The organism is Thalassotalea crassostreae (assembly GCF_001831495.1).
Classification (GTDB): Bacteria; Pseudomonadota; Gammaproteobacteria; order Enterobacterales; family Alteromonadaceae; genus Thalassotalea_A; species Thalassotalea_A crassostreae.
Genome location: NZ_CP017689.1, coordinates 2701778 through 2727384, shown reverse-complemented (window position 1 = coordinate 2727384; position 25607 = coordinate 2701778). Strand labels below are relative to the sequence as shown.

Genomic DNA, 25607 nt, shown 5'->3' with positions numbered 1-25607 from the left:
GACTAGATAGTCGCCGAACCAAGCGCTTTTATTTGTTGGTAAAGCTTTTCGTTTTCAGGGGTTGGTATATCATACATCAACCCTTTTTTGATCACATAACCGTTAATAAATTCAATTTCAGTGGTTCTGTTATTTAACACATCTTGTCGCATTGAAGAACTATTCCTTGCTGTGTTACAAATAACCTCTCTTACTGTTGATAAAAGAGTGTTTAGTTTAAAAACGTTGCCCTCAGCATTTGCGACTGCAACGACCTCAGCTAATATGTTTTCAATTAAACAGTTATAATTCGACTTAATTAACTCACCGTTAGCGATATTATTGATTGCTGTAAGAGGGTTGATAACACAGTTGATTGCAAGTTTATGCCATTGCTTTTCTTTGATATTTTCTACTATTGAATGTTTGATTAATGCACTATTTAAGATTAGTTTGAGTTGTGCTTCGAAATTGATATTTGGATTGAATACGTTACCAATCACTGTATCACCAATTCCGGTATGTTTAACATATCCACTATCACACTTTTGTGAACCTTGTGTAGTCAGCAAGTTGTATATAGGGTTAGGTGATTTTTTTAGTGAGTCTAAGTGTTCAATTACACCCATACCATTATGAGATAGGATAATGGCGCAACGACTAGTTATAAGAGGGATAACATTGGAGATAGCTATTGATACATCGAATGACTTTACGCACATTAAAATACAATCTGCGTCTTTGATGTCATCCTCTGAAGCATAATTTAGTTGTATTTCATTAGTGCAGCCATTGATATCTTCTACGCTCAAAGAACCAGATTTTTTATCAAAGGTTCGATCCTTTATTAACACCCGGCAATGATCAAACAACTGCGCGTAATACAGTAATCCAATTGCTCCATTTCCGATGATAACTAATTTCATTTATTGTTCTTGAGTGCGCTTGAACCAGTGGACTACTTTAAATAAAAGTGCATAGCTTAAGCAGCCGATAAAGTTGGCTACAAAGTCGAGCCATTGACCACTTCGATAACCTAGCAACCACTGCCCGATTTCTGTTAACCCAGAGTATACTATCATACTCATCACTACTGTCGTTAAATCGAATTTGAGTAGCTTGTGGGTAATGGCAGTTAGTAATAAGAACCCTAGAAAATGGCCGCTCTTATCGAATAAATGATGCTTGTGTAAAAACGCAGTAATATCAAAATATTGAGAGATAAAAATTGAAATAATTAAGAGAGTTAAGATCAGTATTTGGCTAGCGCTAAATTTCACGTTTATTAAAGACTCATTACTTTTTATAGATGTTATCATTAAACGAGCCCCATTGTTTAGTTATTGCTGAGGAAAATTTCAATATTCTGACGAATTTCATCATTACTTTCTAGCACAATTCTATGCCGTTTGTTAATCTATGCCACAGTCATTAGTATTAAATAATTTATAGGAAAAAACTATGCCTTCATTAGATATCGTTTCTGAAGTAAATTTAGATGAGGTTCGTAACGCAACAGAAAACGCGAGTAGAGAGCTAGATACTCGTTTCGATTTTCGTGGTGTAGAAGCATCTTTTGAATTCAAAAAAGAAAGTGTCACTGTAAAGTCGGAAGGTGATTTTCAAATTAGACAAATGTTGGATATGTTACGCGGACAGCTTGCTAAGCGTCAGATAGACGCTAAAGCAATGACAGTGGGAAGTTTTGACCATAGTGGCAAAACTTACACACAACAAATTACCTTTAAAGTTGGTATTGAGCAGCCGGTGGCTAAGAAATTGGTCAAGTTAATTAAAGATAGCAAAATAAAGGTGCAAGCCTCAATTCAAGGTGAAAAGTTGCGCGTTACAGGTAAAAAACGTGATGACTTACAAATGGTAATGAAGTTAGTCAGAGAGTCTGAATTAGAGCAAACATTTCAGTTTAATAACTTTAAAGATTAGCGCTTAAAAACTTCAATAATTAAAAAGCTTATATTCTTGAATATAAGCTTTTTTTTATAGCTAAGCGGCAGCAGTAAAAATGTGAAAGTCGAATTTGTGAGCTTTAGAGCAAGGCTGCAATATTCTAGGCGCCAACTAATATAAAATGCGCCGATGAGTGCTAGCAAAGTCATCAAAATTTTCCTTAGCCAAAATACCGTCAGGGTATCTAAAGCGAAGCTAAGAAAACCTCGTTAATATTATAAGAAGCTATAATCATAAGTTAGACATTAATAACTATGGAAAAATATTATGAGGTAATTTTTTTGATTCTTGCAATCATGGAGGTTGCGATTGATTATCAATGAAACATTCATTATTGTATGCGACAGCAATAACAACAATTAAAATATGAAGATTACGGGATATTATGGCAACGGCAAGAGGTGGGTTTAGCTCACGATTAGGTTTTATTCTCGCGGCGGCAGGCTCCGCTGTCGGTTTAGGTAACATTTGGGGATTTCCGACACAAACGGCAACGAATGGCGGCGCAGCATTTGTACTTGTTTATTTAATTTTAGCATTTTGTTTAGCTTATCCTGCGTTTATGGCAGAACTATTGATTGGTCGCTACGGCCAAGCCAACGCGGTGACATCGCTACAAAAAATGTCTAGAACCGCTTGGCAGAAAAATTTTGCCTTTATCGTTGGTTTTGGCGGCATTATTTGCGCTGCTTTAATTTTAAGCTTCTATGGCATACTTGCTGGCTGGATGATGTCTTATGCGGTGCAACCAGCTGCCCAATTAATTGGCATGGAAAGCTTGAGTGTCTGGGCGATTTCAGATAGTACCGCGCGTAATGTAATTTTCACCACACTGTTTATGGTACTTACTGTTTTAATTATCCGTAAGGGTGTTGAGCAAGGCATTGAAACATGGTCAAAACGTCTAATGCCATTAATGATTGGTTTACTGGTTATTCTTATTGTTTACGTTTTGACATTAGACGGTGCAATGGAAGGACTAAGCGCCTACCTAAAACCAGATTTATCGAGAATATTTGAACCAGAGCTGCTTATTAGTGCTTTAGGGCAAGCATTTTTCTCTTTATCGTTAGGCACTAGTGTAATGGTTATTTATGGTTCTTATATTGCCAAAAAAGAAAACCTAGTAACGCTTGGGGCACAAGTAACGCTTATCGATGTATCAATCGCTTTCTTAGCAGGTTTATTAATAATACCGGCTATGTATGTCGCACAAAGCCAAGGCGTTGCTATATTTGCTGGAGACGGTTCATTAATTTCAGGCCCAGGAATGGTGTTTGATGTTTTACCTAAATTATTTGATGGCATGGGGTTCATCGGGCTGTTTATTGGATTAGCGTTTTTCATACTGATGAGTTTAGCGGCCTTAACTTCGAGTATTTCAATGCTTGAAGGACCAGTATCGTATGCCGTTGAGCGTCACAATATTGCCAGACCTAAAGCGGCAACTATTATTGGTCTTGTTATCTTACTTATGAGCATTGGCATTATCTCTAATATAGACGTTATGTTAGACGGTGTAGCGACCCTTGCAACTGAATATGGACAACCGATTATTGCTATGTTGGTATGTGTGTTTGTCGGTTGGATTTGGCATCGAAATGAAATTCTTAATGAAATTAAGAGCGGTAATGAAAATGTTGAAGCAAGTCTATTCTGGAATCTTTGGCCATGGTATACAAAATTTGTGTGTCCATTAGCTATTGCGATGGTGTTTATTCATAGCTTAAAGCTTTTTTAATCCGATGTTTTCGCAATAACAAACCAATAGATAGTAAAAAAGCCAGCGTTAAGCTGGCTTTTTAATATCTATTCAATATTTGTGGAAAGAAGTGCTATTGGTTTTTCTGTTTCATTAGTCGACCTTGATCAACTTTCCATTCTCTGTCTTTAATATCAGCACGTTTATCGTGAGTCTTCTTACCTTTACCTAGACAGAACTCTAATTTAACCCAGTTACGCTTCCAATACATCGCCGTGGCGATAAGTGAAAATCCTTGTCTATCTACCGCTCCTGCAAGTCTATCTAATTCTTTTCGGCTCAGCAGTAGCTTGCGATCACGATTCGGATCACAGACGACATGGGATGATGCACTGATAAGAGGTTGAATTTCGGCACCTAATAAATACGCTTCACCATTCTTGATAAAGACATAACAATCTGAAATGTTTACTTTACCGGAGCGAATCGATTTTATTTCCCAGCCTTGTAAACTCATTCCTGCTTCGAATTTATCGCTTAGGGTATACTCATGCCTCGCTTTTTTATTAAGCGCGATAGTATTACTATTTTGTTTATCTTTTGATTTTTTCTTTGCCATAACGGCGCTATTATACGCAAAGCAAAATACATTGGTACTGCTTAACGTCAATTTATATCGAAAATTTATGTAGAAAGTTTGTTTTCAAGGGTGAGCTTTCAATTTCCCTTTGATATTATAACGACATCAAACTAATTAGGACTTTAAATGGCAACAATAGATCGCAGCGCTTTAGTGATGTATAGCGCAAGCCAAATGTATGATTTGATTAATGATGTGATGTCCTATCCAGAGTTTTTACCAGGTTGCAGTAACGCCAAATTACTGTCTAGTGATGACAACCAAATGGTCGCATCCTTGCTAGTATCTAAAGCAGGCATAGAGAAGTGGTTCACCACCGAAAATACATTAGTTAAAAATACTGAAGTGATAATGAACCTCAAAGATGGCCCGTTTAAACATCTGCATGGAAAGTGGACACTTACTCCCTTAAGCGACGAAGCATGTAAAGTTTCGCTAAATCTTGATTATGAATTTTCTAGCAGAATAATTGCCATGGCATTTGGTAAAATTTTTGATAGTCTAACGAACAATATGGTTAACGCATTTACTAATAGAGCAAAAGAGGTTTATTAATGTCATTAGAGCAAATAGCTATCGAATTGGTATATGCATTACCGGATGAGCAAACATTGTTGTCTTTGCAGGTCGATCAAGAGCTGACTATTGAGCAAGTAATTACAGAGTCTGGGATTTGTCAGCAATATCCTGAGATTGATTTAACAGTAAATAAAGTTGGGATCTGGAACAAAGCAGTTAAATTAAATCAGATTATAGAAGATGGTGATAGAATCGAGATATATCGTCCACTTATCGCCGATCCTAAAGAAGTGCGTAAGCGCCGAGCAGAAAAAGCTAAAGAAGAAGGGCGCGCAGATAAGGTTACTGGAGGTAGAGTTAACCCGCTGCGCAATTCCAAATAAACGATTCAGACTTTTTAAAAATCAGTGTTTATTTATTTGATTAAAAAATCCAAGCAAATCGAGAATTTTGACACTCTCCAGATTCTAATTCTTCGTCATCGCTTGAGAAAGTATCTTCTACGACCATCATATAGTATTGAACTTTATCTTGGAACTGCATAGCCATACTAAAAATGCTATTGCTACGATTTTCTTTAGATAGGTTTGGTCTATAGTTATCGATGCTCACCAATTGCGCCAACGGCTTATTAATTATGGCATCGTAACTATTGTAATTATTTCCGGTAACCGTTTTAATCGTTACATGCATTTCTTTATTAAACTTAATTTTATTATGCTCAATTGCATTGGCTGCAAACGACACGGTTAACGCGGTAACGACAGTTATAACTAGTTTTATTAATGTATTGTTCATAGTTTCCTCCTGCTTCCATGTCCTATAGATAACTATACTTCTTAAAAATTAATATTTAAGGATCAGAAAGTATTTTTGACATCTTTAATTTATGTTAACTAATTGTTAATTGCTAGGTGAATAAGACGAATTACCTTTTATCGTCGATAAACTACGAATAGGCGTTTTAATTGGAAGTTTTTATCAAAGATTTAGATAAGGCCAAAATTTTCCCTTCTAAAAATAGAATGGAAATACAAGTAACTAAGTTTGACCGAATTAAGGTAGCAAGAATGACTTTTGTGTCTATGGTTTACCCGTTTTATAAAGGGAAATGCTTTTAACGAATCGCTTTAACATTGATTAGCAATTTCTGCGACGAGCTGTCTAAACCATATGTGGCCAGGTTCATGATGTAACAATGGTGACCAGATCATTTTTAATTCTATGTCAGGTATATCAAATGGTGGTTCAACTATTGTATAGCTTGGATTATCTGTGTGAACCAATGCGGCTTTTTTCGGTAAAGTCGCGATTATTTGATCATCATGAGCCAACTGCATTGCTAAATGATAATTACGAGTAAATATCTTTATATCACGTTGTTTGTCGATTGCTGCAAGTGCTTCGTCAACCCAACCTAACTTTTGTACATCTGTAGGGTTCATTCCAAGGCCTACACCAAAACCGGTTTTTGACACCCAGACATGCTTACTTGATAAGTAGCCTTTAAGGTCAAAGTTGTTTAATACAGGGTTTGTAGAACGAGTTAAACAGGCAAAACTATCTTTCCAAAGAACCTTTTGGTGAAATGATTGTGGCAATTCATTAAACAAATTAATTGCCATATCGATTTTTCCGTCTTCAACATCAAAGAAAGTAACATCGCTTGGCGTCATAATATCGATAGTAATGTTTGGCGCTACAAGGTTAATTGTTTCAAGTAATGGTGGCAGCAAAGTGGAAGCGGCGTAATCACTCGCCATTATTCGGAAAACTCTTGTACTTTGTTGCGCCTGAAAGTCTTCAACCGGTTGTAATGCCTGTTTTATATCTTGCAGAATATTGCGCACACTCGGCGCTAATTCAGAGGCACGTTCTGTTGCAGTCATACCGTCAGAAGTTCGTACTAAAACGGGATCATTTAACAGCTTTCTAAGACGTTTCAAACTGTTACTCATTGCTGGTTGCGTAATATTTAGGTGTTCCGCAGCTTTGGTAACATTCTTTTCTTTTAACAAGGCGTCAAAAGCAATTAACAAATTTAAATCGATATTTGTAATATTCATGAGGTTTATACTTAGTTAAAAACCATAATCTACATGAATAATAGTGAATAAACCAGATATAAAGGTAGATAATTATACCTGGCTTTTAACGGCTTAAGCTAAATACTATACACTAGAGTTAGCGAAGTCTCAGTTCTAGTATTAGAGGCATCGCCTTCAACCTTGGTGTTGTGGTCAATTTTGAAAGCAAACTTCAATGCTAAAGATTCGATAAGTTTAGTGGTAATGGAACTAACCGATTGGTACTTGCTGTTTTCGTCAGATTCTGGAGTAAATTCGGCACTAACCGTTTGTTTAAATTCCATTGTTTCGAATAATTTTCGTTCATAAGTTGCAGCGGAACGAAGGATTACTGATTTTTCAGTCTTATTATTATTTTCATCGGTTTCTGCAATTTCATCGATCTTAAAACCGGGTCCCATTTCCGCATCGAAAAATGCCTTATCAGTCTCATACCAACGTCGACCCCAACCAGCAGCGACAGCTGTTTGATAATCAAAACCATTAAAGCGATCTGCTTCATAGGAGCCATAACCAAATACGTAGTTTTTGCCACCTTTTTCTAAGGTATAGTTACTTTGGATAGAGGATGCCCACTTTTGGTCAGTGGTTTCAAATTCTTTTTTACCTGTGTCAGGATCTTCTTCTTCGGTAATACGGCCGAACATATCTAAGATCCAGGTAGATCTTAACTTTCCAATTTCGTGTCGAAGATCAGATCTAACTAAACCAATGGCATTATTTTTATCGCCTGAGTTGAAAAATGCTCCGACTTCAATTGACCCCGAGATTGCAGATGGTACGTTGTCACATTCTGGAAATCCAATAAATTCTTCGGGTGGTACTTCATCGGTAAAGTTATAACAATCAGGTTGTTGCTCTTCATATAACGCAGAAACGATGGCATCAATAGCAGCATTGCTACGAGCTTCTTCTTGAGAATTATCGCTTGCGGATTCCTCTGCAAACACAAACACAGGTAGCAAAAGCGATGACAACAACGCTATTTTGGAAAATTTCTTCATGATAATAGATGGCAATCTCAGCCAAATCTCTATATTTATTATTAATGTTGGAGAATTGTTAGCGCTATTATTATATCCATTTTAGCTAATCTGACCAGTGTAAATTTTATAGAACATGTTAAAAACGCAAAAAGGACCAAACGGTCCTTTTTGAAAATTAACTTATGATGTTGAATTACTTAATTAAAGCGTCCAATTCACCGCTTACATAACGAGCGTACATGTCATCTAAATTAATTGCTTTAATCTTACTTGCATGACCTGCTGTGTTAAATGCTTCGTAACGAGCTTTACAAATATCGTACATAGCATCAGTTGTTGTTTGTAAAAATTTACGAGGATCAAACTCTGCCGGATTTTCTGCTAAGAAACGACGAACAGCACCAGTAGAAGCAAGACGTAAATCAGTATCTATGTTTACTTTACGAACACCATTTTTAATACCTTCTTGAATTTGTTCAACTGGAACACCGTAGGTTTCAGGAATAGCGCCGCCATATTCGTTGATTACTGCTAACCAGTCTTGTGGCACAGATGATGAACCGTGCATCACTAAATGAGTGTTTGGAATTCGCTCATGGATCGCTTTAATACGATTAATATCAAGAATGTCACCTGTTGGTGGACGAGTAAACTTATATGCACCGTGTGATGTACCACAAGCTATTGCCAGCGCATCTACTTGCGTTTTCTTAACAAAGTCCGCAGCTTCTTCTGGATCAGTTAGAAGTTGGTCATGTGATAAAACACCTTCAGCACCAACGCCATCTTCTTCACCAGCCATACCTGTTTCTAATGAGCCAAGACAACCTAATTCACCTTCAACTGAAACACCACAAGCATGAGCCATTTCAACAACACGACGTGTAACATCAACGTTATATTCATATGATGAAGGTGTTTTACCATCGCTCATTAAAGAACCATCCATCATTACCGATGAGAATCCTAATTGAATTGAACGTTGACATACTGCTGGCGATGTACCGTGATCTTGATGCATCACTACTGGAATTTCCGGAAATTCTTCAGTAGCAGCTAAGATCAGGTGACGTAAAAAAGGTGCGCCAGCATACTTACGCGCACCCGCAGATGCTTGAAGAATTACAGGGCTATCTGTATCACGAGCAGCTAGCATAATTGCACGCACTTGCTCGAGGTTATTTACGTTAAATGCCGGAATACCGTATTCAAATTCAGCCGCATGGTCTAGCATTTGACGCATTGAAATTAAAGCCATTATCAACACTCCTTTTGTGTGTGATGTTTGCAACTCAAGTTCATATTATGATGTTGCACTTGTTGTAATACCAATTGATATAATTATAAGGTTTAAAATTTATTTTTCTATATTCAGCAATTATGCGTTTGCTGCGCGCTGTTCAAGAATCTCTACAGCAGGTAATTTTTTACCTTCTAAGAATTCAAGAAAAGCACCGCCACCGGTAGAAATGTATGAGACTTTATCTGCGATATCATACTTGTCTACCGCCGCTAACGTATCGCCACCACCAGCAATAGAGAATGCAGATGAATTTGCAATGGCATTGGCAATGGCTTTTGTGCCTTCACCAAATTGGTCAAATTCGAATACGCCCACAGGGCCATTCCAAACAATCGTCCCAGCTTTTTCTAGGATGTCAGCCAATGCTTTTGCAGAGTTAGGACCAATATCGAAAATCATATCCGAATCCGCAACGTCACTAACGTTCTTTAATGTAGCTGCGGCAGTTTCACTAAATTCAGAGCCAACCACGACATCACTCGGTACCGGAATATCACCATTGTTTGCTTGTGCGTTGGCAGTTAATCGGTTTGCTTCATCTAGTAAATCCGCTTCATAAAGAGACTTACCGACATTATGGCCGTTTGCAGCTATAAATGTATTCGCAATACCGCCGCCCACAACTAACTGGTCAACAACAGTGGCCAGAGATTCAAGTACTGTTAACTTTGTCGAAACCTTTGAACCACCAACAATTGCGACTAATGGACGCGCTGGATTATCTAGTGCTTTACCAAGTGCTTCAAGTTCACCTGCTAAAAGTGGACCTGCACATGCGACTGGAGCAAATTTTGCTACGCCATGTGTACTTGCTTGTGCACGATGAGCAGTGCCAAATGCGTCCATTACATAGACATCACATAAAGCAGCTAATTTATTAGATAACTGTTCACAGTTTTTCTTTTCACCAATATTAAAGCGAATGTTCTCGAATATAACCAATTCACCAGCGGCAACTTCAACACCATCAAGGTAGTCAGAAACTAAACGAACTGATTGTCCGAGTGCTTTGGTTAAGTAGTCGGCAACGACTTGCATTGAAAATTCACTATTAAATTCGCCTTCAGTAGGACGTCCAAGGTGCGACATCACCATTACTTTTGCACCACTTTCTAATGCTGCTTTTAGTGTTGGTAGCGCGGCTCTTAAACGAGCGTCAGAAGTTATCACTCCACCTTTTACTGGCACGTTTAAATCTTCGCGGATCAGCACTCGTTTATTGGCTAAATCAAGATCAGTCATTTTAATGACAGTCATGGTCAATCTCCATAAAGTTGATATTAAATTTATTTTCTATTTGTCTTACTAATAACGTTTTATAAAAAACGCTACGCTTCTATATTACTTTTCGTTGTATGTTTCATACATACGGGCTGCAACGTCTAACATTCTGTTGGCAAAACCCCACTCATTATCACACCAAACAAGTAACTTGACTAAGCGCTTATGACTGACCCTGGTCGAATTGCCATCGACAATCGATGAGTGTGGATCATGATTAAAGTCACTCGAAACTAGGGGCTCAGTAATAAAATCAAGGACGCCTTCTAATGTCTTACATCCTTTTTGGATGGCACTGTTTATTTGTTCAACGTCAACATCACTATTTAAAGTGACACTTAAATCCATTGCTGTAACATTAATTGTTGGAACTCTTACCGCTATCGCTTCAAATCGACCTGAAAACTTTGGCAATATTCGTTCAATACCGGCTGCAAGCTTTGTTTCCACTGGAATAATCGATTGACTTGCCGCTCGCGCTAAACGTAAATCATCGTGATAAGCGTCGATGACTTGCTGATCATGCATTGACGAATGAATGGTAGTGATCGCGCCACTTTCGATACCAAACGCCTGATCAAGTGTTTGTATAACAGGTACAATACAATTTGTTGTACACGAACCATTTGAAACAATAATGTCTTGTGGAGTTAATTGAGCATCATTGATACCAAAAATAATGGTCTTATCAACATCATTCAGTGCTGGTTGTGATAACAATACTTGTTTAGCTCCTGAGGCAATGTGTTGCATTGCGTAATCACGATTTTCATAAACACCAGTACAATCTAGCACGATGTCTACTTGATGCTTATTCCAAGGAAGATCACTTATATTTGGCTCATGATAGAGCGCAATATCATCACCAGCGACATTTAAAAAGCCATTATGAGTATTAACCGCATAATCAAAGCGGCCATGGTTAGTGTCATATTTAAGTAAATGCGCTATTGCGTGAGGTTGGGCTAATTCATTAATGGCGACAATTTGAAATTGCCTATTTTGCCCTGATTCATACAAGGCTCGCAAAATGCTTCTGCCAATACGGCCAAACCCGTTAATTGCTATTTTTATTGTCATTGAATACCAAGTGAAATATCAAATAAACTAAATAGGCCGGGGGATACCCGGCCTATTTATTATTACGCTAGCAACTCTTGAGCAGTATTTACAACATTCTCAACGGTGAAGCCGAATAGTTTAAATAACTCACCGGCAGGTGCTGATTCACCAAACGTCTTCATTCCAATAATGCGACCGTCTAGGCCAACATATTTGTACCAGAAATCTTCGATTCCTGCTTCGATAGCAATACGGTTTGTTACTGCAGCTGGTAATACAGATTCACGGTAAGCGGCATCTTGTGCTTCAAATGCATCAGTACATGGCATTGATACCACACGTACCTTTACTCCGGCTAATTCTTTAGCTGCGTTGATTGCAAGTTCAACTTCAGAGCCCGTAGCAATTAAAATCAACTCAGGCGTGCCATCACAATCTTGTAAAACGTAACCACCTCGAGCGATGTTTGCTAACTGATCTGAATTACGATCTTGTTGAGCTAATCCTTGACGAGTAAAAGTCAGTGTTGTTGGACCTTCTGTACGTTCAATCGCTGCTTTCCATGCTACTGCAGATTCTACTGCATCACATGGACGCCAGTTATATAGGTTTGGAGTTACACGTAAACTTGCTAATTGTTCTACAGGTTGGTGAGTTGGGCCATCTTCACCTAAACCAATTGAATCATGAGTATAAACAAAGATAGAGCGTTGTTTCATCAATGCAGCCATACGTACCGCATTACGAGCATACTCAACAAACATTAAGAATGTTGCACCGTAAGGAACAAAACTACCATGTAAAGCAATACCATTCATAATCGCTGACATACCAAATTCACGTACACCGTAGAACAAGTAGTTACCGCTAGCATCATTAGCTTCAATACCTTTTGAGCCTGACCATAATGTTAGATTAGAACCGGCAAGGTCAGCGGAACCACCAATAAATTCAGGAAGAATAGGGCCGTAAGCGTTTAAACAATTTTGACTCGCTTTACGTGTTGCAATGTTTTCAGGATTGTTTTGTAACTGCTGGATGTAATTATTTGAGAATTCTTCCCAATTTGCAGGTAAAGAACCTGAACTACGACGTTCAAATTCAGCAGCTAATTCTGGGTGAGTTGACTTGTAAGACGCGAACAATTCGTTCCATGCTGCTTCTGCTGATTCACCTTTAGCCTGGCAATTCCATGCATCTTGAATATCGCTTGGGATAACAAATGCATCATGTTCCCAATTAAGGAATTCACGTGTTGCTTTAATTTCGTCATCACCAAGTGGTGCACCGTGACAGTCGTGACTACCAGATTTATTTGGGCTGCCGTAACCAATAATTGTTTTACAACAAATCAAAGATGGCTTGCCAGTTTCATTTTTTGCTTGTTCGATGGCCAATAAAATCTCTTCAGGATTATGACCATCAACTTCAATTACTTGCCAGCCGTATGCGTTAAAGCGAGCAGGTGTGTCATCTGAGAACCAACCTTCAACTTCACCGTCAATAGAGATGCCGTTGTCATCCCAAAAAGCGATTAACTTACCTAAACCTAAAGTGCCAGCTAACGAACAAGCTTCATGAGAAATACCTTCCATTAAACAACCATCGCCCATAAACACATAAGTGTTATGGTCAACAATGTCTAAACCGTCACGGTTAAATTGTGCTGCCAAGGTTTTTTCAGCAATCGCGAAACCGACAGCATTGGTAATACCTTGGCCTAATGGACCTGTCGTTGTTTCAACGCCAGGAGTGTAACCATATTCTGGGTGACCAGGAGTTTTAGAATGTAATTGTCGGAAATCCTTAATGTCATCAATTGAAACGTCATAACCTGTCAGATGTAATAGAGAGTATATCAACATTGAACCGTGGCCATTTGATAATACGAAACGATCTCGGTCAACCCAGTTCGGGTTGTTCGGGTTGTGTTTAAGGTGATCACACCAAAGAGCCTGTGCGATATCCGCCATACCCATAGGGGCACCCGGATGTCCTGATTTGGCTTTTTGGACTGCGTCCATACTTAATACTCGAATTGCATTGGCCTGTTGTTGACGTGATGGCATATTTGCTCCACTGAAGTTAGTTGTGAATGACTAATTTAAAATTGCGCGTATTTTCGCCCAGACTAGACTTTTCTTCAATATAAATCGCTTATTTTTTGATAAAAGATTGGTATTTGTCAGATTGAATTCTTATATCGCTGAAAATCAGCATTTTTCCGCCTACAATATATCGTTTATAAATTAATTTTTACTAGGGGGATTCTTGAATATTTAGTCAATAATCCTTTGTAATTAATCAACTTATTCATTTAACTAATCTAGCGACAAAAGAATGACAACGTTTAACCAATTATGAACTTTTAACTCTAATATCTTATTTCTATTTGAAAGGAACGTCGTCAACAAAAATAAAATCGATAATTAAAACGCATATTTGTTGTAGGGTTAGCGTTGGTACGTACTAACAATATGTCGTTTTTTTAATTTTAAAAGCGATTTGTTTTTAGCGTAAAATTAGTTTTAGGTTACTGATGTTGTTATGTTTTTATAGGTTAGTTGTACATTAGTTTAAAAAAACTTGTACAAATTGTTACAAAATAGTTGCGTTATATTATGAATAGTTATACATTGATTGCGCAAAAATAACAATAACAAAACTAGTTCAAGGTTAGATTATGAACAAATCGTCTTTGAGGGAAGTTAATTTGGGAACAGTATGTATTGCAGTACTTGTTCTAGGATTATCAGCTAGCTTTATTAGCTAGAGCGCTGCTCAGGACATGGAAGTGAGTGAAGTTAAATAATAACAAAAAAAATAATTAATTTATTACTGGCTTCTTTAAAAACCTCGTTATCGAGGTTTTTTTTCGTCTAAAATTTACTGATGTTAACGTCAAAAGTTATTAAGAGCGGCAATAAATTTTGATATGACCAATGCTGAGAAAGCGAGCGGCAAATGATTGCCGCATCCAAAAAGCTGACCACTTAAAAGAGCGTATTGATATTCAAAATAGTTGCAATTTATAGAGGGTCAGTACAAAAATAAAACGCTAACAGTGTGTTAAGTAGGCAATGATGTTTTTTTTTGAGATTATTTTGTTTTTATGATTTCAATGGCATAGAATTTGTATAAATATTGCGATGGAACACGCATTATGTCATTGTCGTCATAGTGACTTATATTTTCATCTTTTAGTGACAAACTAAAATAGTCTAATGATTGGATTTGGGCCTAATAATTGAACGATAAATCAAGTGAAAATCTGGCTGGAGGCCAGAGCTTGTTAAACAATGAACAACAGAGTGAATCTGTTGATAGACCCGCGACCCTCAAATTAGAAGAATTCTTCGCAAACTTAATTCCTGAACCAGTAGATAATAAGCTCCATAGTCATATGGAGTCCGATGACTTTTTTGCTCAACTCCTTGCTTCTTCCATCAGTCAAGAAATCGAAAGCTATCAACATAAACTTGAAAGTGCAGCGTTGTCGAATACATCGACTAAAGCGTTGCAAGCGAGCTCATTGGTCGGTAGAAGTGTGCTCATTGAAAGCGGTGAGTTTTATTTAGAATCTGGACTAGAAATTCCTGGTCGTTTAAAACTTGATGACAAGTCGCACCATATCTTTGTCTATGTCGAAAATGAAAACGAAGACATTGTTCGAATAATCCCTCTAGGTGATAGCAACGCTGGTGATCTAGGTTTTATTTGGAATGGTCAAACCCGTACCGGTGAAATGGCCGACGATGGTGTTTATCGATTTATCGTATCTTGTATTAGTAAAGGCCGGGTGATGGAACTTAAGGCCATGACATATAACAAAGTTGTACGAGCGACTTATGAATACAGTAAAGATGAAATATGGTTGTATTTTGAAAATGATCAGATGATGAATATGGCAGATGTGATTGAAATATTGAGAGATGTTTAGAGAATGATAATTACAATGTTTGATTTTCAACTAGGGATCAATATTAGTTTCGACATGGATTTTTAATAGAAGAACCGATGTCAAAATTAATATATTAAGAATTAATAACTTATCTATTAATTGCTGGCGTAGAGTTTACGTAAACAACGATTAAAAAATAATCGTGATTGGTGTTGATTTAGGCTTTTTCTTAGCCGTGAATTAACTTATTATAACTAAGATACAAAGAATTAACATTTGGCTAGGTGTGGTAAATCGTTGACCATTTTTTAAACATTAGGTTGCGTTAACACAAAAGTGAAATGGGAGGTGTAGTATATGAGCTTAAATGATGGGGATAAAAGTAAAAACCCCCAGTCATCTGTAGTCTCAGAACAAACAGATAAATCTTTAGTTACCGAGCACTATGCCGGTGAACTAGATTCGCTGCGCCTGCAATCTAATCAATTACATCAACTTTTTGATGTAATGCCAGCCGGTGTCGTCATTATTGATGGCGATGGTAAAATCGTTAAAGCCAATCATATTGCTAAAGAATTAATGACATCACCTTTGATCGATCTATTATGGATTGAAGTGATAAGAGATACGTTTTTACCTCAGGCAGATGACGGTCATGAATTATCCCTTAAAGATGGGCGTCGGGTAAAACTTGATATCTCTTCATTTAGTTCGCAAGCAGGGCAGTTAATTTTAATCACTGATCTCACTGAAACTCGCATGTTACAGCGGCAATTAAGCCAAATGGAAAAACTGTCGGCTTTAGGTCGTATGGTGGCAACTCTAGCTCATCAAATTCGTACGCCACTGTCGTCGGCATTACTGTATTGCTCAAATTTGATGAACAAGTCATTAACTGATGAGAAAAAACTTAAATTCCATGAAAAACTTGCCGCACGATTACAAGATTTAGAGCAACAAGTTAATGATATGCTTCTTTATGCCAAAAGTGGATCAAAACAAGTTGTTAGTATCTTAAATATTGAAAACTTTATTAATGAAGCGGTTGCAGGTATTGAAGACCAAGTTACCGACGCTGATGCTTCTATAAGTGTCGATATTAGTGACAGTAAGTTGCAAATTCTAGGCAATAAAACAGCGTTAGAGGGAGCATTGCATAACCTGATACAAAACTCGCTGCAAGAAATTGATTTTGGCGCTGAAATTAGCATTCGTTGTTATCAACAAGATAATGATGTTTGTATTCATGTTAAGGATAATGGTAATGGTATTGATGCTGAAGACGCAAAAAATATATTTGAACCATTTTATACCTCTAAAGTAGAAGGCACTGGATTAGGGCTTGCTGTAGTAAAATCAGTAGCCAAAGCACACCATGGTGATGTATTGTTAGTAAATACTGGTAGCGACGGAACTGAGTTTTGTATTACGTTACCTTTGTTTGAGAACAAATAGATTACTTCCTATATTTGAGTGATTAGTTTTAAAACAAATACTTATAAACAATTATTTATGTGCGCTAACATATAAACAGTTACTTACTAGCAAAAGATTTCTAACAAAAATTAGAACAAGAAAAATAATAAGAGGCATAAATGACCAGTAAAGTGGTCTTGGTAGTAGAAGACGATCCAGGTTTACGAGAAGCCGTAGTTGATACTTTAGAATTATCCGAATACGAATGTGTTGAAGCTGACTCAGCTGAAGCAGCATTACTGATACTTAAACAGCGCCAGGTTGATATGGTAGTCAGTGATGTTCAAATGGGCCAAATGAATGGCCTTACTCTTCTTAAAAATATCAAAGCTAATTGGCCCAATCTGCCAATGTTAATTATGACCGCATATGCAACTATTGACGATGCCGTGCAGGCTATGAGAGATGGTGCTTGTAATTATATTGCTAAACCATTTGCTCCTGCGGTATTAATTAATATGATCAGCCAATATATGCCCGTTGCCAGTGTTAGCGATGAAAGGCCCATTGCCGTTGATGAACAAAGCAAACAATTACTTTCATTAGCTGAAAAAGTAGCTGCAACAGATGCTTCTGTGATGATCCTTGGACCAAGCGGAAGCGGTAAAGAAGTCCTATCTAAATTTATCCATAACCAATCGCCTCGTGCTAAAGAAAAGTTTGTTGCTATTAATTGTGCTGCTATTCCTGAAAATATGTTGGAAGCCACATTGTTTGGTTATGAAAAAGGCGCTTTTACTGGTGCCGTTAACGCCTGTCCAGGTAAATTTGAACAAGCTCAAGATGGTACGATTTTACTTGATGAAATTACCGAAATGGACATGGGATTACAAGCAAAGATATTGCGAGTAATTCAAGAGCGTGAAGTAGAACGCTTAGGTGGTAGAAAAACCATAAAGTTAAATGTTAGAGTCCTAGCAACAAGTAATCGTGATTTAAAACAGGCGGTTAGTGAAGGTGTTTTTCGTGAAGATTTATTCTATCGACTAAATGTTTTCCCACTGACTTGGTTGCCATTAAATCAGCGACAAGATGACATTATTCCTTTATCTCAATTTATTGTTAATCGGCACAGTAATGAAAATGTTGATTTTTCAGAGAACGCTAAAAGTAAAATGCTAAAGCATGATTGGCAAGGCAATGTTCGTGAACTAGAAAATGTAATTCAGCGAGCATTGATTATGAAGTCCGGTTCCGTGATTGAAGCTAATGATTTATTGATAGAAGGGTTTGTTGAAACAAATAAAACTTTTGTCAAAGAAACTGAAGCGATAGAAAGTTCAGAAGATGACAATTTGGAAAGCGAATTAAAACAGCAAGAGTTTCAAATTATCATCGACGCCTTGCGCACCTGTAATGGCTCGCGCAAAGAAGTGGCAGAGCGCCTAGGTATTAGTGCTCGTACATTACGTTATAAACTCGCAAAGATGCGTGAAAACGGTATTGAACTACCAGTTTAAACTATTTATAGAACTTCTTTACAGACAACAATGAATAGCAATTTCTAGAAAATAGTTTTTTATAATTTGCGTGCGTTACCAAATTAAGTTGTGATATAAATATAAACAAGTCGTTATTTTTCTCTTATGGATTAAAGGTTTATGCAAATAAATTCCTGGTTCGCCAGTTTAATCATTATCGTCACTTTAGCATTTGTTTCAGGGTGTTCTTCAACCAATGATGAAACCGTTGATGGTAGTGAAACTGAACAAACTACTGCTCAAAACTCAGATCCCAAAGATCCATTAGAGTCAATTAACCGTTCAATTTGGACGTTTAATTGGGACTACTTGGACAAATACGTATTTAAACCGGTATCACAAGCATACGTCGGCTACGTTCCATCTCCAATACGCAGTGGTTTATATAATGTTGCTGTAAACATAAATGAGCCGTTCACTGTGGTGAATAATTTATTGCAACTTAAATTTCAAAAAGCAGGTGTTGCCACAGGTCGTTTTGTGTTGAACTCAACCGTAGGCTTATTAGGTTGGTTTGATGTTGCAAAACACGCAGGGTTAATGCGTGAAGAAGAAGAATTTGGTGAAGTTTTAGGTTACTACGGAGTCGGAGATGGGCCGTTTTTGATGCTTCCGGTATTAGGGCCTAGCTCGGTTCGTGATGAGGCTGGTGATTTAGTCGACGGTTATTACTGGCCGCTAGCGATCATTGATTTTTGGCCAAACGTTGCCCGCAAGCTGATTATTGGTCTAGAAACACGTGCTCAACTAGCCGACCAAGAAACCTTATTAAACGAATCATTAGATCCATATGAATTCGTCAAAGGTGCTTATTTTCAAAACATAAACTATAAAGTCCATGACGGTAATCCACCTGTGATAGTAGATGAACAAGAAGAAGAAGAATTGGATGACTTCCTCGAAGAGTTCTAAAAATATTGTTAGCAAATAACTAGGGTCAGATCAGACTTTATTTATCAATTTAGAATTATTTTAGTTTTGGACCGAACCGGATCGGTCCAAGCATATTCAGCTGTAGAATTTTAGAGCAAATAGTAATTCGGGTTAAAGATTAAATGCATAATCACTAACCCTAAAATGCCAGCGATAATATCATCAATCATAATACCAAAACCGCCACTCACTTTTTTGTCGAACCAAGAGATTGGCCAAGGTTTTGCAATATCAAGAATGCGGAAAATAACAAAGCCAAATAACACAGTTTCAACGCTCACTGGAATTGCAATCATGGTGACAAAAAATCCGGCGATTTCATCCCAAACAATGGCGCCATGATCATGTACGCCAGCATCCTTAGATGCTTTGTCACATATCCAAATACCTATTAACGATATAAACACGGTGACAACGATAAACGCGTTGATAGGGAGTAGTGAGCATAATAAAAATAAAGGAATTGCCGCGACAGTACCCGCTGTACCAGGTGCTTTAGGGCTTAAACCACTGCCAAAGCCTAGCGCGAGAAAATGAATTGGATTTTTTATATTGAATAATTCACTGGCGCTGGGTTTGCTCATGATTGACCTTTATTTATTATGTAGACGTCAAATTGTGGCTTTAAAAAGAGCATACTGATTCAGCTTGTAGGCTATTTATATTGTTTAATTACTACTAAAGTGTTCAAAACCACGAGTTGTTACCGTAAATGGTTTCTTCTCATAGAACAAGTTTATTTCTTCACTGGTATTCATTTGACCGATACATGTAAATGGCACATTTGCATGTTGCATCGCCGTTTCTATACCGACCTTGTTCGCAGCATTTACAGTAAAGATTAACTGGTAATCATCACCAGAGGTTAAAGCGAGATTTATGGCATCGGCTGGCTCAAGGTTATCGGTCATCACTTTTGATAAAGGAATGTCTTCAACGTTGATGTTTACACCGAGTGTAGATGCTTTACAGAGATGGTTTAGATCAGCGAGTAAGCCATCAGAAACGTCAATTGCAGATGTTGCATCATCACGGATCATTTGTGCAATTAACACCTGTGGACTTGGATAATCGAGTTTACTTTTTACCGCTTCAAAATCCGCAGTATTCAGTTCGATTTCACCATTGATTGCTTTAAGTGCGAGACCTGCATCACCAAAATCACCAGTAACAAACAGATAGTCTCCATTTTTTGCACCATTTCGGCATAGTGCTTGATTTGCAGGTACGGTGCCTTGGGCGGTTATTGTGATACTTAGTGGACCTTTTGTAGTATCACCGCCAATTAGCTGAACATTATAGTACTCAGTTAATTCAAACATCCCTGCGGTAAATTCTTTTAACCATTGTTCATTTACTTCAGGCAAGGTTATCGCGACTGAAATCCAAGCAGGTTGCGCCCCCATAGCAGCTAAATCGCTAAGATTTACCGCAACGGCTTTGTGGCCGATAGCCCGTGCTGGCGTGTCTTCTGGGAAGTGAACCCCTGAAACTAGGGTATCAGTTGTGATAGCAATGAACATATCATCGCTAGATTTAATTAGGGCACAGTCATCACCGATGCCCATTGCAACGTCTTTACGGCTCACAGGTTGAGCTGTAAAGAATTCCTTTATTAATTCAAATTCTTTCATCTAAAAAAGTCGAACTATTGGTCGTTGCGATAAACTTTAACGACTTTATCAAGTACGCCGTTTACAAATTTATGGCTATCATCTGCAGCGAACGCTTTTGCTAATTCAATTGCTTCGTTAATGACCACTTTGTAAGGCACATCTTGACAGTCTTTAAGCTCGTAAATACCAACACGTAAAATCGCTTTCTCCACATGATCAATCTCTTCAAGAGGACGATCAACAAGTGGACGAATAGTATCGTCTATTTCACCAACATTCTCGGCTACGCCACGTAATATTTGTGAAAAGTATTCAGTATCAAAACGACGTTTGGCGTTGTCAGCTAAAAAATTAGTTTCAACATCGCTAATATCATTTTGGGTAAGTTGCCATGAATAAACAGCTTGCACTGCAATTTCACGTGCCTTTCTTCTAGGTGATGGTTTCACTAAGCATTCCGCCTATAATTGAGCTAAAACATTTACCATTTCAAGAGCACTTAATGCAGCTTCTGCACCTTTGTTACCCGCTTTGGTACCTGAACGTTCGATTGCTTGTTCAATTGAGTCAACAGTAATTACACCAAAGGCAACAGGAATATCATACTCCATTGCAACCTGAGCTAAGCCTTTGTTACATTCGCCAGCAACAAAGTCGAAGTGAGGTGTACCGCCACGGATAACCGCGCCGATTGCAATAACTGCATCATATTCGCCTTTAGCAGCAATACGCTTAGCAGCTACTGGTAATTCATAAGCTCCTGGAACGCGAACAACGGTAATATCGCTGTCACTTACATTGCCGTGACGTTTAAGTGCATCTACCGCACCTTCTAACAAGCTTTCAACAACAAAACTGTTGAAACGTGATACAACAATGGCAAATTTTTTGCCTGAAGCTACGAAAGAGCCTTCAATTACATTCATTATTCTTAACCTGTTTAAAAAAATTGAGCGAATTCTATCAAAATTAACTTTAATAGGGTACTCAAAATTTTGAAAAATAACTCAATTATTGATTTACGACACTAATTTGGCAAAACAGTTCTTGTGAACAAGATATTTAAATATAGCTTAAATTCGCACTTATCAAATCCCGTCTAGCTTTGCTACAATGCCATTTAATTTATAATAAATTAGCGAATATAAAATAATGGCACTATATTTTTCTTCAAATCAATTCGATGAACTCAGTGAATACGACTTTAGAGAACGACAAGAAATCATTGCTATTGCGAGTACTCAATTGACCCCAGTGCAAAAAGTTTCATTGAATATTTGTAAGCTAGCCGTTTTAATCCCACCATTTTTTATGTTGGCGAAAGTCGATTCGTGGATGTTTTTGTTGCCGTTGGTTATTGTATTGGTTGGCTATTTTATTGTGCTAAGGCCTTTGTCTTTACTGTTTATTAAAAAACATTTAGCTAAAGCAATTGAAAAATTTGAGAAGCGAAAAGATAACTCTTAACAAGGTGTTAAATAGTAGCGGTTAGCAATTTATCAGAAGTAAAAAAAACGGAAGCAAGGGCTTCCGTTTTTTTAACTCATTTATTAGAACAAATATATTAATGTTCTTTAATGATACCTTCATGCGAGCTTGTTACTTCAAGTTCGTCATCATGATGTTCTTGTGGGCCTTCAGCACCATGCATCCATTGAACTAATTTGTTCGACATGAAATACAAGATAACACCAGAAATAACTGAAGCAACAGCAATACCACCAAAGATAGACATGGCATTGTTCACCATATCACCTTCATCACCGCTTCCAATTAGAGAACCGATTTGACCACCAACAAAGTTTGCTAATGCAGTGAAACCAAACCATGCACCCATCATTAATGAAGCAAGACGTAGAGGAGCTAACTTAGTAACCATAGATAAACCAATTGGCGATAAACAAAGTTCACCTAATGTGTGGAATAAGTACGCTAATATTAACCAAATCATACTAGCTTTACCTGAAGGATCATTTTGTAATTGGAACGTAGCGCCAATCATGAAAACAAAACCGATAGCAAGTAAAACAAGAGCTAATGCAAATTTCACTGGTGAATTTGGCTCATTGTCTCCCATTTTAATCCAGATACTTGCGATCAATGGAGCAAAAATAACAATAAATAGTGGATTTAAAGATTGGAACCAAGTAGTCGGAACTTCAAAACCACCAATTGAGCGGTCAACAAAGCGGTCAGCATAAATGTTCATTAAGCCACCAGCTTGTTCAAAACCAGCCCAAAAGATAATTGTGAACAATCCTAAAATTAAGATAACTTTTAGGCGGTCAATTTCAACGCTAGTAAGCGGTTGCTTATCTGTATTTGCTTGCGCTTTGGAAACTTTAGCTGCAGCTTCTACGCCAATATTACCAAGATATTTATTTGATAAAGATACCTGCATAATGATTGATAAAAGCATACCAACACCTGCACAGATGAAGCCTACTTGCCAATTTCCAGAATATGCCGCAACAACTGAACCAACAACGATACCCGATAAGAATGCACCTACGTTAATACCCATGTAGAAGATAGTAAATGCACCGTCACGACGATGGTCACCTTCTTCATATAAATCACCTACCATGGTAGAAATGTTTGGCTTAAATAAACCGTTACCAGCAATCAACAATGCTAAACCAATATAGAATACTAGATTTTCATTGCCACTAACCCAGGCATGAGGAGTACCAAGTGCAAATTGGCCTAAGGCCATCAACACACCACCAATGATAATTGCTTTGCGCTGACCAATAAAGTTATCTGCTAACCAACCACCAATCAGAGGAGTGATATATACTAAACCAGTAAAATATGCATACAACTGAATTGCATCACCAGTGGTCCAGCCCAAGCCGTATTCTGTTGTTGCAGACGTTAGATAAAGTACCAAAATGGCACGCATTGCGTAATAACTGAACCTTTCCCATAATTCCGTACCGAAAAGTAAGAAAAGACCTTTAGGGTGGCCAAACATCGTGCCGGCGCTGATCCCCTGATTTGAATTAGACATCAAATAATTCCTATTATTAATTCTTAGAATTTTAAAAACTCAACGTTTATACCTATGGCTAAGCGTAATTGCAAGAGAAGTTAGTTATGTTGTAACAAATTGTATAAACATAGGTTAGTTGTACATTTGTAAACTATTCTTTGCAAAAATAAAGTGGCCATTTTGTCTAATCGTTATAAACCTCGATATTTTGTTATATATGTTTACACTTTATTTACGTAAATTGGTGAGTAAGTAGTTTAAATCACTCAACTATTTCTTTATACTAACGCTATTAGATGGACAGTAACTCTGAATTGGACATTGTTTAACCTTGATGTCAGGTTAATTTTTAATTATCTGCTATTCTTTTACTGTGAAGAGTTACTATTATGAAATTGGAAATGAATTCTGATTCTCATGTTGAGTAAAAATGGATTTTGTAATTGGGGACTTTGTTATTTTATATAGCAACAACAAAATAACTGTTGGTTCGGAGGTATATCGTGCTTGATTATTCAGTGCTTTTTTATCCTGCGATAACAGCATTTTTATTTGCTTTTGTATCAATTAAATTAATTAAGCCAGTTGCCATAGAATATGGTCTGGTCGATTCCCCGTCCGCTCGTAAAAAACACAGCGGTGAAATACCGCTGATCGGTGGTATATCAATTTTCCTAGCAGTACTGGCTGCTACATCTATTTGGATGCCAAATACCCAAGAACTTCGTCTATATCTTATAGCATCGGCAATGATGGTATTTATTGGTGCTGTTGATGATAAGTACGATATTAGTGTTGGTGTTCGTCTTGTTGGTCAGCTAATTGTAGCCAGTTTGATGATCTATGGTGTTGGCGCCTATATACACGATCTTGGACATATATTTGCTTTAGGCAATGTTGATTTAGGCTGGTTTGGTATTCCGTTTACTTATTTTGCCATTATCGTTGCGATTAACGCATTTAACATGGTTGATGGCATTGATGGTTTAGTTGGCTCTTTAAGCATTAATACCTTTGCTGGTATCTCGATATTATTTATCTATCAAGGACACGAAGGTTACATAAGCTATGCGTTAATTTTAGCGACGGCTATCTTTCCTTATTTACTGTTTAACCTTGGTTTGCCAGAAGGGAAAACGAAAAAAATATTTATGGGCGATGCCGGCTCAATGTTTATCGGTTTAAGCGTTGTATGGTTATTGTCGGAAGGCTCTCAAGGTGAGTTGCGTTCATTCAACGCAGTAACGGCGTTGTGGCTAACTGCTATTCCTCTTATGGATATGCTAGCGATTGTCATTAGACGAGTGAAAAGAGGGAACTCACCGTTTAAACCTGATAGAGATCATATCCACCACATCTTGTTAAGACTTGGTTATAACCAACGCCAAACGCTAATTATTCTTACATGTTGCGCAGCTTTAATGTCGGCTATAGGAATCGCCGGTGAAATTTATGAAGTACCTGAAAGCATCATGTTTGCATTGTTTCTTGTTGTGTTTGTTATCTACAACAAAGTCTTGCGCAGCGAAAGTGCGTTGAACACCTTCAAAAAGAAGTCGTAATTTAAAAATAAAAAATATTTAATCAAAACAAATGCTAACATTTAAATATGTTGGTTTGCGTGACTCCCTGTTATACAATATTTTTTTCAATAAAAAACTGTTAACTATTTATTTTT

The 25607-nt window shown here is 37.5% G+C and carries 25 protein-coding genes; 10 read left to right on the top strand and 15 right to left on the bottom strand.

Annotated features, from left to right (window positions below):
- Positions 1-2 precede the first annotated feature (2 nt).
- Together LT090_RS11675 and LT090_RS11670 are read right to left on the bottom strand one after the other, a co-directional pair.
- Positions 3-905 (bottom strand): ketopantoate reductase family protein, encoded by a 903-nt coding sequence (locus LT090_RS11675; protein ID WP_068547364.1) that lies wholly within the window; start codon positions 903-905, stop codon positions 3-5.
- Positions 906-1298, bottom strand: a complete 393-nt coding sequence (locus LT090_RS11670; protein ID WP_068547362.1) for a VanZ family protein — start codon at positions 1296-1298, stop codon at positions 906-908.
- 142 nt (positions 1299-1440) lie between these two features.
- Here LT090_RS11670 and LT090_RS11665 point away from each other — a divergent pair, with 142 nt between their 5' ends.
- Positions 1441-1923 (top strand): YajQ family cyclic di-GMP-binding protein, encoded by a 483-nt coding sequence (locus tag LT090_RS11665; RefSeq protein ID WP_068547360.1) that lies wholly within the window; start codon positions 1441-1443, stop codon positions 1921-1923.
- A gap of 409 nt (positions 1924-2332) precedes the next feature.
- Positions 2333-3688: a sodium-dependent transporter gene (locus LT090_RS11660; protein ID WP_068547358.1), complete on the top strand. Its 1356-nt coding sequence runs from the start codon at positions 2333-2335 to the stop codon at positions 3686-3688.
- Positions 3689-3782: 94 nt separating this feature from the next.
- Here the strand turns inward: LT090_RS11660 and smpB are convergent, their stop codons facing one another.
- Positions 3783-4268, bottom strand: a complete 486-nt coding sequence (smpB, locus tag LT090_RS11655) for an SsrA-binding protein SmpB (RefSeq protein ID WP_068547356.1) — start codon at positions 4266-4268, stop codon at positions 3783-3785.
- 147 nt (positions 4269-4415) lie between these two features.
- Here smpB and LT090_RS11650 point away from each other — a divergent pair, with 147 nt between their 5' ends.
- On the top strand, positions 4416-4844 hold the full coding sequence (locus LT090_RS11650) for a type II toxin-antitoxin system RatA family toxin (RefSeq protein ID WP_068547355.1): 429 nt from the start codon (positions 4416-4418) through the stop codon (positions 4842-4844).
- On the top strand, positions 4844-5191 hold the full coding sequence (locus LT090_RS11645) for an RnfH family protein (RefSeq protein ID WP_068547353.1): 348 nt from the start codon (positions 4844-4846) through the stop codon (positions 5189-5191). Before LT090_RS11650 ends, LT090_RS11645 begins: the two co-directional genes overlap by 1 nt.
- 40 nt (positions 5192-5231) lie before the next feature.
- Here the strand turns inward: LT090_RS11645 and LT090_RS11640 are convergent, their stop codons facing one another.
- The 7 genes from LT090_RS11640 to tkt all read right to left on the bottom strand — a co-directional run bounded on the left by LT090_RS11640 (position 5232) and on the right by tkt (position 13596).
- Positions 5232-5606: a hypothetical protein gene (locus LT090_RS11640; protein ID WP_068547351.1), complete on the bottom strand. Its 375-nt coding sequence runs from the start codon at positions 5604-5606 to the stop codon at positions 5232-5234.
- 332 nt (positions 5607-5938) lie between these two features.
- Positions 5939-6874, bottom strand: a complete 936-nt coding sequence (locus tag LT090_RS11635; protein ID WP_068547349.1) for a LysR family transcriptional regulator — start codon at positions 6872-6874, stop codon at positions 5939-5941.
- 98 nt (positions 6875-6972) lie between these two features.
- Positions 6973-7899 (bottom strand): DUF481 domain-containing protein, encoded by a 927-nt coding sequence (locus LT090_RS11630; protein ID WP_068547347.1) that lies wholly within the window; start codon positions 7897-7899, stop codon positions 6973-6975.
- A gap of 175 nt (positions 7900-8074) precedes the next feature.
- Positions 8075-9139, bottom strand: coding sequence for a class II fructose-bisphosphate aldolase (gene fba, locus LT090_RS11625; protein WP_068547345.1), 1065 nt, complete (start codon positions 9137-9139; stop codon positions 8075-8077).
- A gap of 120 nt (positions 9140-9259) precedes the next feature.
- A complete protein-coding gene (locus LT090_RS11620; protein ID WP_068547343.1) occupies positions 9260-10441 on the bottom strand; it encodes a phosphoglycerate kinase in 1182 nt (393 codons plus the stop codon).
- A gap of 84 nt (positions 10442-10525) precedes the next feature.
- On the bottom strand, positions 10526-11545 hold the full coding sequence (gene epd, locus LT090_RS11615) for an erythrose-4-phosphate dehydrogenase (protein ID WP_068547341.1): 1020 nt from the start codon (positions 11543-11545) through the stop codon (positions 10526-10528).
- A gap of 62 nt (positions 11546-11607) precedes the next feature.
- Positions 11608-13596 carry a transketolase gene (gene tkt / locus LT090_RS11610; RefSeq protein ID WP_068547339.1) on the bottom strand — a complete coding sequence of 663 codons (1989 nt, stop codon included), beginning with the start codon at positions 13594-13596 and terminating at the stop codon, positions 11608-11610.
- Between the two features lie 1178 nt (positions 13597-14774).
- Here tkt and LT090_RS11605 point away from each other — a divergent pair.
- From LT090_RS11605 to LT090_RS11590, 4 genes are all read left to right on the top strand, one after another.
- Complete coding sequence (locus LT090_RS11605; RefSeq protein ID WP_068547336.1) at positions 14775-15467, top strand: flagellar hook assembly protein FlgD; 693 nt, start codon at positions 14775-14777, stop codon at positions 15465-15467.
- 318 nt (positions 15468-15785) lie between these two features.
- Complete coding sequence (locus LT090_RS11600; protein ID WP_068547334.1) at positions 15786-16883, top strand: sensor histidine kinase; 1098 nt, start codon at positions 15786-15788, stop codon at positions 16881-16883.
- Positions 16884-17023: 140 nt separating this feature from the next.
- Positions 17024-18364, top strand: a complete 1341-nt coding sequence (locus LT090_RS11595) for a sigma-54-dependent transcriptional regulator (RefSeq protein WP_068547332.1) — start codon at positions 17024-17026, stop codon at positions 18362-18364.
- Between the two features lie 141 nt (positions 18365-18505).
- Positions 18506-19297 (top strand): MlaA family lipoprotein, encoded by a 792-nt coding sequence (locus LT090_RS11590; RefSeq protein WP_068547329.1) that lies wholly within the window; start codon positions 18506-18508, stop codon positions 19295-19297.
- Positions 19298-19407: 110 nt separating this feature from the next.
- Here the strand turns inward: LT090_RS11590 and LT090_RS11585 are convergent, their stop codons facing one another.
- The 4 genes from LT090_RS11585 to ribH all read right to left on the bottom strand — a co-directional run bounded on the left by LT090_RS11585 (position 19408) and on the right by ribH (position 21860).
- On the bottom strand, positions 19408-19902 hold the full coding sequence (locus LT090_RS11585) for a phosphatidylglycerophosphatase A family protein (RefSeq protein WP_068547327.1): 495 nt from the start codon (positions 19900-19902) through the stop codon (positions 19408-19410).
- Positions 19903-19986: 84 nt separating this feature from the next.
- Complete coding sequence (thiL, locus tag LT090_RS11580; RefSeq protein ID WP_068547325.1) at positions 19987-20952, bottom strand: thiamine-phosphate kinase; 966 nt, start codon at positions 20950-20952, stop codon at positions 19987-19989.
- Between the two features lie 14 nt (positions 20953-20966).
- A complete protein-coding gene (nusB, locus tag LT090_RS11575) occupies positions 20967-21383 on the bottom strand; it encodes a transcription antitermination factor NusB (RefSeq protein WP_068547323.1) in 417 nt (138 codons plus the stop codon).
- A gap of 12 nt (positions 21384-21395) precedes the next feature.
- A complete protein-coding gene (ribH, locus tag LT090_RS11570; RefSeq protein WP_068547321.1) occupies positions 21396-21860 on the bottom strand; it encodes a 6,7-dimethyl-8-ribityllumazine synthase in 465 nt (154 codons plus the stop codon).
- 226 nt (positions 21861-22086) lie between these two features.
- Here ribH and LT090_RS11565 point away from each other — a divergent pair, with 226 nt between their 5' ends.
- Complete coding sequence (locus tag LT090_RS11565) at positions 22087-22401, top strand: DUF6170 family protein (protein WP_068547319.1); 315 nt, start codon at positions 22087-22089, stop codon at positions 22399-22401.
- 97 nt (positions 22402-22498) lie between these two features.
- Here LT090_RS11565 and LT090_RS11560 read toward each other — a convergent pair whose 3' ends face one another.
- Positions 22499-23947, bottom strand: a complete 1449-nt coding sequence (locus LT090_RS11560) for a peptide MFS transporter (protein WP_068547317.1) — start codon at positions 23945-23947, stop codon at positions 22499-22501.
- Positions 23948-24432: 485 nt separating this feature from the next.
- Here LT090_RS11560 and wecA point away from each other — a divergent pair, with 485 nt between their 5' ends.
- A complete protein-coding gene (gene wecA / locus LT090_RS11555; protein WP_226996473.1) occupies positions 24433-25491 on the top strand; it encodes a UDP-N-acetylglucosamine--undecaprenyl-phosphate N-acetylglucosaminephosphotransferase in 1059 nt (352 codons plus the stop codon).
- Positions 25492-25607 lie beyond the last annotated feature (116 nt).

What these genes read in the sequence shown, in the direction of transcription:
- LT090_RS11675 (WP_068547364.1), bottom strand. Translation starts at nt 905, where the DNA reads ATGAAATTAGTTATCATCGGAAATGGAGCAATTGGATTACTGTATTAC.
- LT090_RS11670 (WP_068547362.1), bottom strand. Translation starts at nt 1,298, where the DNA reads ATGATAACATCTATAAAAAGTAATGAGTCTTTAATAAACGTGAAATTT.
- LT090_RS11665 (WP_068547360.1), top strand. Translation starts at nt 1,441, where the DNA reads ATGCCTTCATTAGATATCGTTTCTGAAGTAAATTTAGATGAGGTTCGT.
- LT090_RS11660 (WP_068547358.1), top strand. Translation starts at nt 2,333, where the DNA reads ATGGCAACGGCAAGAGGTGGGTTTAGCTCACGATTAGGTTTTATTCTC.
- smpB (WP_068547356.1), bottom strand. Translation starts at nt 4,268, where the DNA reads ATGGCAAAGAAAAAATCAAAAGATAAACAAAATAGTAATACTATCGCG.
- LT090_RS11650 (WP_068547355.1), top strand. Translation starts at nt 4,416, where the DNA reads ATGGCAACAATAGATCGCAGCGCTTTAGTGATGTATAGCGCAAGCCAA.
- LT090_RS11645 (WP_068547353.1), top strand. Translation starts at nt 4,844, where the DNA reads ATGTCATTAGAGCAAATAGCTATCGAATTGGTATATGCATTACCGGAT.
- LT090_RS11640 (WP_068547351.1), bottom strand. Translation starts at nt 5,606, where the DNA reads ATGAACAATACATTAATAAAACTAGTTATAACTGTCGTTACCGCGTTA.
- LT090_RS11635 (WP_068547349.1), bottom strand. Translation starts at nt 6,874, where the DNA reads ATGAATATTACAAATATCGATTTAAATTTGTTAATTGCTTTTGACGCC.
- LT090_RS11630 (WP_068547347.1), bottom strand. Translation starts at nt 7,899, where the DNA reads ATGAAGAAATTTTCCAAAATAGCGTTGTTGTCATCGCTTTTGCTACCT.
- fba (WP_068547345.1), bottom strand. Translation starts at nt 9,139, where the DNA reads ATGGCTTTAATTTCAATGCGTCAAATGCTAGACCATGCGGCTGAATTT.
- LT090_RS11620 (WP_068547343.1), bottom strand. Translation starts at nt 10,441, where the DNA reads ATGACTGTCATTAAAATGACTGATCTTGATTTAGCCAATAAACGAGTG.
- epd (WP_068547341.1), bottom strand. Translation starts at nt 11,545, where the DNA reads ATGACAATAAAAATAGCAATTAACGGGTTTGGCCGTATTGGCAGAAGC.
- tkt (WP_068547339.1), bottom strand. Translation starts at nt 13,596, where the DNA reads ATGCCATCACGTCAACAACAGGCCAATGCAATTCGAGTATTAAGTATG.
- LT090_RS11600 (WP_068547334.1), top strand. Translation starts at nt 15,786, where the DNA reads ATGAGCTTAAATGATGGGGATAAAAGTAAAAACCCCCAGTCATCTGTA.
- LT090_RS11595 (WP_068547332.1), top strand. Translation starts at nt 17,024, where the DNA reads ATGACCAGTAAAGTGGTCTTGGTAGTAGAAGACGATCCAGGTTTACGA.
- LT090_RS11590 (WP_068547329.1), top strand. Translation starts at nt 18,506, where the DNA reads ATGCAAATAAATTCCTGGTTCGCCAGTTTAATCATTATCGTCACTTTA.
- LT090_RS11585 (WP_068547327.1), bottom strand. Translation starts at nt 19,902, where the DNA reads ATGAGCAAACCCAGCGCCAGTGAATTATTCAATATAAAAAATCCAATT.
- thiL (WP_068547325.1), bottom strand. Translation starts at nt 20,952, where the DNA reads ATGAAAGAATTTGAATTAATAAAGGAATTCTTTACAGCTCAACCTGTG.
- ribH (WP_068547321.1), bottom strand. Translation starts at nt 21,860, where the DNA reads ATGAATGTAATTGAAGGCTCTTTCGTAGCTTCAGGCAAAAAATTTGCC.
- LT090_RS11565 (WP_068547319.1), top strand. Translation starts at nt 22,087, where the DNA reads ATGGCACTATATTTTTCTTCAAATCAATTCGATGAACTCAGTGAATAC.
- LT090_RS11560 (WP_068547317.1), bottom strand. Translation starts at nt 23,947, where the DNA reads ATGTCTAATTCAAATCAGGGGATCAGCGCCGGCACGATGTTTGGCCAC.